This is a genomic window from Candidatus Streptomyces philanthi, assembly GCF_059553635.1.
Map to the genome: position 1 here is coordinate 1 of NZ_JCANQV010000308.1, position 6,420 is coordinate 6,420.

Consider the following 6,420-nt stretch of genomic DNA (forward strand, 5'->3'; position numbering starts at 1 on the left):
TCGCCAGGACCGCGCCGATCACCGCGACGCCGAGGGACTGGCCGACCTGCCGGCTGGTGGAGGCGACGGCGGCGGCCACGCCCGCCTGGGCGCGCGGCATCCCCGACACGGCAGTGTTGGTGATCGGCGCGTTGACCAGGCCGAAGCCGATGCCGAAGAGGACATAGCCGGTGAACAGCAGGGCCGTGGTCCGCTGCGCGTCGGCCAGGACGAACAGCAGGCCGCTGACGGTCATCGCGCAGCCCGCGAGCACCATCGGCAGCCGGGAGCCGCGGCTGCCGACCAGCCGGCCCGAGAGCGGCGCGAAGACCAGCGTCATCCCCGCCATCGGGAGCATGTACAGACCGGCCTCCAGGGCCGACAGTCCGCGGATGTTCTGGAGGTAGAGGGTGTTGAGGAAGAGGAAGCCGCCGAGGGCGGCGAAGGCGCACACCGCGACGACGGTGGCGCCGCTGAACGGCACGCTGTGGAAGAACCGCACATCGATCAGCGGCTCGCGCCGGTGGCGCTCGTAGACGATCAGGGCGGCGAGCGAGGCGAGGGCGGTCGCCGCGAGGGTGACGATCACCGGGGAGCCCCAGCCGGCCTCCGGGGCCTCGATGATCGCGTAGGTGAGGGAGCCGAGCAGCACGATCACCAGCAGCTGGCCGACCGGGTCGACGCGGCGCGGCCGGGGGGCCCGCGACTCGGGGACGCAGCGCAGGGTGAGGAAGAGCGCGAGGGCGCCGATCGGGACGTTGATCCAGAAGATGGAGCGCCAGCCGACGCTCTCGACGAGCAGGCCGCCGACGACCGGGCCCGCCGCCATGCTGATGCCGACGACGCCGCCCCACACGCCGATGGCGCGGGCGCGTTCGCGGGGGTCGGTGAAGGTGTTGGTGATGATCGACATGGCGACGGGGTTGAGCATCGAGCCCCCGACCGCCTGCACCATCCGGAAAACCACCAGCCACTCCAGCCCAGGGGCGAGGCTGCACAGCAGGGAGCCGAGGGAGAAGACCACCAGACCGACCGCGAAGACCCGGCGTCTGCCCAGCCGGTCGGCGGTCGAGCCGGCCAGCATCAGCAGGGACGCCAGGACGAGGGTGTAGGCGTCGATCGTCCACTGCATGCCGGAGACCGTGGCGTGCAGCTCGTGCTGCATGGACGGCAGAGCGACATTGAGGACGGTGTTGTCGAGGCTGACGATCAGCAGACTCATGCAGCAGATCGCCAGAACGAGTATGCGCCTCCGGTGACTCAGCTCGGGCATGGTTGAACGCTACAACGATCCGGGGTGTCCCCGCCCCCGGAATGCCGACCGGCGACGGCGGCGGTACCAGGCCCGCTACGCCCGGCACGGCAGGCGGCCCGCGGCGCCACCCGCGCGGTGCGGGACAATGGGAGGTCGCGGCCGCCGCCCGCCGCGCCCAGCGTCCACCCGCCCGGAGGAAAACCGCCCCATGTCTTCGCTGCAGATCGGCCCGCACACGGTGCAGCCCCCCGTGGTGCTCGCACCGATGGCCGGCATCACGAACGCCCCGTTCCGGACGCTCTGCCGGGAGTTCTCCGGCGGCAAGGGCCTGTTCGTCAGCGAGATGATCACCACGCGGGCGCTGGTCGAGCGCAACGAGAAGACCATGCAGCTGATCCAGTTCGACGCGAGCGAGACCCCGCGCTCCCTCCAGCTCTACGGCGTCGACCCGGACACCGTCGGCCGGGCCGCCCGCATGATCGCCGAGGAGGACCTCGCCGACCACATCGACCTGAACTTCGGCTGCCCCGTCCCCAAGGTGACCCGCAAGGGCGGCGGCTCCGCCCTCCCGTACAAGCGGAACCTGCTCCGCTCCATCCTGCGGCAGGCGGTCGCCAACGCCGGCGGGCTGCCCGTGACGATGAAGATGCGCAAGGGCATCGACGACGGCCACCTCACCTACCTCGACGCCGGGCGGATCGCCGTAGAGGAGGGCATCACCGCCATCGCCCTGCACGGCAGGACCGCGGCCCAGCACTACAGCGGCACGGCCGACTGGGACGCCATCGCGCGCCTCAAGGAGCATGTCCCGGAGATCCCGGTGCTCGGCAACGGCGACATCTGGTCGGCGGGGGACGCGCTGCGGATGGTGCGCGAGACCGGCTGCGACGGCGTGGTCGTCGGGCGCGGCTGCCTGGGGCGGCCCTGGCTGTTCGGCGATCTGGTCGCCGCGTTCGAGGGCACCGGGACGTACGCGGAGCCGACGCTCAAGGAGGTCGCGGCGGTGATGCTGCGGCACGCCACCCTGCTCGGCGAGTGGCTGGGCGACGAGGCGCGCGGCGTGATCGACTTCCGTAAGCACGTCGCCTGGTACACCAAGGGCTTCGCCGTCGGCTCCGAGATGCGCCGCAGCCTCGCCGTCGCCTCGTCCCTGGACGAGCTGGACGCGCTGCTGTCGGAACTGGACCTCGACCAGCCCTGGCCCGCCGGTGCCGACGGCCCGCGCGGCCGCACCTCGGGCCGGGACCGGGTCGTCCTGCCGGACGGCTGGCTGGACGACCCGTACGACTGCGCGGGCGTGGGCGTGGACGCCGAGCTGGACACCTCCGGCGGCTGAGGCGGGCCCGCGCCGGTCAGACGGTGGTGACCGTCACGGGGAGTTCCTTGATCCCGTTGACGAAGTTGGAGCGGACCCGGCGCACGGGCCCGGCCGGGCGGATGTCCGCGAGGCGGGGCAGCAGCTCCTCGAACATGATCTGGATCTCCAGGCGGGCCAGTGAGTTGCCCAGGCAGAAGTGCGGGCTGCCCTTGCCGAAGGTGACATGGTCGTTGGGGCGCCGGGTGACGTCGAAGCGGTAGGGGTCCTCGAAGACGGCGTCGTCGCGGTTGCCGGAGGCGAACCACAGCACCACCTTGTCGCCCTCCTTGATCCGCTTGCCGCCCAGCTCGACGTCGCGGGTGGCGGTGCGCCGGAAGTGGTAGACGGGGGAGGCCCAGCGCAGGAACTCCTCCACGGCCTGCGGGATCAGCGAGGGGTCGGCCTGGAGCCTGGCCATCTCCCGGGGGTGGTTCATCAGCGCGAGCATGGAGTGCGAGATGGCGTGCCGGGTGGTCTCGTTGCCCGCGACGACCAGCAGCAGGAAGTAGTTGTCGAAGTCCTCCTTGGACAGCGGCACCCCGTCCGAGGGCGTCTGGTTGACGAGCTTGCTGACCAGGTCGGTGCCGTCGCCGCCGCGCCTCTTGGCGGCCAACTCCCGTCCGTACGCGAAGACTTCGAGCGACGCCGGGCTGCGGAACGGCAGATCGCGGTAGCGCTCGCTCTCCTCGCTCTCCAGGAGGACATCGGCGTAGTCGGGGTCGGTGTTGCCGATGATGCGGTTGCCCCAGTCGATGAGCTGCTGGGTGTCCTCCTGGGGGACGTCCAGCATCCGGGCGAGCACATTGATGGGGAAGTCGGCGGAGACCTCGCGGACGAAGTCGAAGGTGCCCTTGGCGAGCGCCGCGTCCAGCGTCCGCGCGGTCAGCCCGCGCAGGAAGTCCCCGTACGCGGCGACGGCGCGCGGGGTGAACTGCTTCTGGAGCAGCCGGCGCATGGCCTGGTGGCGCAGCCCGTCGGTCTCCAGGAGGGAGCGGCGGATCGCGATCTGGTCGTCGTCGACCTCCTCCAGGTTGGTGAAGCGGGTGGAGGTGAAGGTCTCCGGGTCGCGGTCGACGCGCACGATGTCGGCATGCCGGGTGACGGCCCAGAAGCCGTGGTTGGGGGCGGGTTCCGGCTGCCAGTGGACGGGGTCCTCGCGGCGCAGGGTGTCGAACATCCGCCAGGGCGTCTCGCCGTCGGTGAAGCGGTCGTGGTCGGCGAGGTCGACGTCGGAGAGGGGGAGGGGCGCGGGCGTCGTCGTGGTGGTGGCGGTGGTCATGGGCGCTCCAGGGTGCGGCGGTACGGGTCAGAGCATGCGGGCGTACTCGCGGAACTCCCAGTCGGTGACGTGCCGTTGGAAGCGGGCGAGTTCGTCGCGCTTGTAGGAGAGGAAGGACGCGGTGAAACCCTCGCCGAGGAGGCCGGTCAGCGCGGTGTCGGCGGTCAGCGCGTCCAGGGCGGTGCCCAGGGAGTCCGGGAGGCGGGGAGAGACGTCGGCGCGGTAGCCGTAGCCGTCCAGCGGGGCGGGGGCGTCGAGCTTGTCGCGGATGCCGAGGGCGACGGCGGCGACGGCGGAGGCGACGGCGAGATAGGGGTTGGCGGTGGAGTCGCCGAGCCGCAGCTCCAGCCGGGTGCCGTCACCGCGCTCCGGCGGGACGCGCAGCATCGCGCTGCGGTTGTCCAGCCCCCAGTCGATCAGCCAGGGCGCGAGGGTGTCGGGGCCGAAGCGCTTGTACGAGTTGACGGTCGGATTGTGCAGGGCGGCGAGCGCCGGGGCGTGGGTGAGGATGCCGGCGACGGCGTGCCGTGCGGTGGCGGAGAGGCCGTGGGCGTCGCCGGGGCCGGCGAAGACGTTGCGGCCCTCGTCGTCCACCAGGGAGAGGTGGAGGTGGAAGCCGGAGCCGCCCTCGCCGTTGAAGGGCTTGGCCATGAAGGTGGCGAGCCGGCCCTCGGTGCGGGCGATCTCCTTGACCGCGGCCTTGAAGAGGAAGGCGCGGTCGGCGGCGTCCAGCGCGGCGGAGTGCGTCAGGTTGATCTCGAACTGCCCGCTGCCGAACTCGTGGTTGCCGGCCGTGACACCGAGGTCCAGGTCCCGCAGCTTCCGCAGCGTGGCGACGAGATGGCCGTCCGGGTCGCCGCGGCGGCCGGCGGTGTAGACGTTGCCGGGCTCGGGCGCGTACGGGGACCAGCCGGTGGCCGCCGAGGGGTCCGGCTCGCACAGGTAGTACTCCAGCTCCGGGCCGATCACCGGGTGCAGGCCCAGGTCGGCGGTGTGCGCGAGGACGGCGCGCAGGACATCGCGGGGCGATTCGACGGCCGGGCCGCCGGTCGCGGGGTCGCCCGCGTCGCCGAGGCACCAGGCGACGCCGGGCTCCCAGGGCAGCGGGGTGACGGTGGTGAGGTCGGGGCGCACGGTGATGTCGGGGAGCCCGGCGTCGAGCCCTCCGGCGACGGGGATCACATCGCCCTGCGGGCTGGTGTGGTAGACGGCGCGGCAGAAGGAGAGACCGTGTCCGCAGGCGTCGGGAAGGTGGCCGGTGAGGATGTCGCGGGCCCGGTCGGCGCCGGTGAGGTCGGGGTAGACGACGCGCACGATGTCGATGCCCTGCTCGGACAGTGCGCGGGCGGTCTGCGCGGGGGAGTGCTCGTGGGAAGGTTCGCTCACCGGACCCCAGCCTTTCTGCGGGTGATCGGGACGGGACGGCGGGTGTGACGACGGGCGACGGAAGGGCGGTGGCGTGCCCGGGGGAGGGAGGCAGGAGGCCCGGCACACGACACGGCTGTCGTTTGGGATCAAACAGTATGGAGGGTGGGTGAGGTGCACAAGGGGTGGCGGCGGAATTGCCCGCACGTTTCCGGAGTGCGGACAGGGGTGTGCGCCGGGTGGTCGTGACAAGTCGCCCCGTCCGGCATAACGTACGGGCCCAAACGACTTTCCGTTCCGAGGAGGCGCCGTGCCCACCGTCCGCGGATTCTTCCCGCCCAAGACCGCCACCGGGCGCTCGTCCCTGGTCCCCGCCCCGCCCTGGTACTACTCCGGCGACCTGCTCACCGTCGAGTACCGCACCGACCCCGCCCGCGTCGCCGCCCTCCTGCCCGACCCCCTGGAACCCGCCGAGGAGGACCCCGGCGCGGTGGCGCTGATCTGGGCCGACTGGCAGTCCTGCGGCACCTCGCGGGAGGAACTGCTCGACCCCGTCCGCGGCCAGTACAAGGAGTGCTTCGCCGTGGTGCGCTGCGCCTTCCGCGGCATCACCTACTCGCGCTGCGTGTACATCTGGGTCGACAAGGACTTCGCGATCGCCCGCGGCAACCACCAGGGCTACCCCAAGAAGCTCGGCTCGATCCACCTGACCCGCCCGCACCCCTACGGGCCCGCACCGCGCATCGAGGCCGGCGCGGCCTTCGGTGCCACCCTCGCCGCCGCCGACCGCCGCCTCGCCCAGGCCGTGGTGACCCTGCGCGAACCGTCCGAGAGCAACGGCTTCGTCAACGGCCACCCGATGGCACACCACCGCTGGCTGCCCTCGGTCGAACCGGGCAAGGGCCTCGCCCTCGACGAACTCATCGCCTCCGGCGCCGCCTCCGCCGAGGGCGGGCAGGCATGGGCGGGCGACGCGGAACTGGAACTCTTCGAGGCGCCCACGGAGGAGCTGGCCGCCCTCACCGTCGAGGAGCCGATCGGCGCGTACTACCGCCAGGTCGGGGTCTGCTGGAACGGCGGGACGCTGCTGGCCGAAGGACTCACCCGGCAGGACGGCTGAACGGCCGCGGCGCGGGTGCCGCCCACCGGGGCGGGCACCCGCGCACCGCGTCAGCGACCGGACCC

At 72.3% G+C, this 6,420-nt stretch carries 5 protein-coding genes; 2 read left to right on the top strand and 3 right to left on the bottom strand.

Annotated features, from left to right (window positions below; translation table 11 throughout):
• Window positions 1-1,252: MFS transporter (locus AC51EU_RS25420; protein ID WP_496269405.1), on the bottom strand; the 1,252-nt coding region annotated here is incomplete at its 3' end.
• Window positions 1,253-1,442: 190 nt separating this feature from the next.
• Between AC51EU_RS25420 and dusB the strand changes: the two genes are divergently transcribed.
• A complete protein-coding gene (gene dusB, locus AC51EU_RS25425; protein WP_496269406.1) occupies window positions 1,443-2,570 on the top strand; it encodes a tRNA dihydrouridine synthase DusB in 1,128 nt (375 codons plus the stop codon).
• A 16-nt stretch (window positions 2,571-2,586) separates the two neighbouring features.
• On the opposite strand, the gene AC51EU_RS25430 is transcribed toward dusB, so the two are convergent.
• Complete coding sequence (locus tag AC51EU_RS25430) at window positions 2,587-3,870, bottom strand: cytochrome P450 (protein ID WP_496269407.1); 1,284 nt, start codon at window positions 3,868-3,870, stop codon at window positions 2,587-2,589.
• A 27-nt stretch (window positions 3,871-3,897) separates the two neighbouring features.
• Window positions 3,898-5,256 (bottom strand): glutamine synthetase family protein, encoded by a 1,359-nt coding sequence (locus AC51EU_RS25435; RefSeq protein ID WP_496269408.1) that lies wholly within the window; start codon window positions 5,254-5,256, stop codon window positions 3,898-3,900.
• A gap of 289 nt (window positions 5,257-5,545) precedes the next feature.
• On the opposite strand from AC51EU_RS25435, the gene AC51EU_RS25440 reads away from it, so the two are divergent.
• Complete coding sequence (locus AC51EU_RS25440; RefSeq protein ID WP_496269409.1) at window positions 5,546-6,355, top strand: acetoacetate decarboxylase family protein; 810 nt, start codon at window positions 5,546-5,548, stop codon at window positions 6,353-6,355.
• Window positions 6,356-6,420 lie beyond the last annotated feature (65 nt).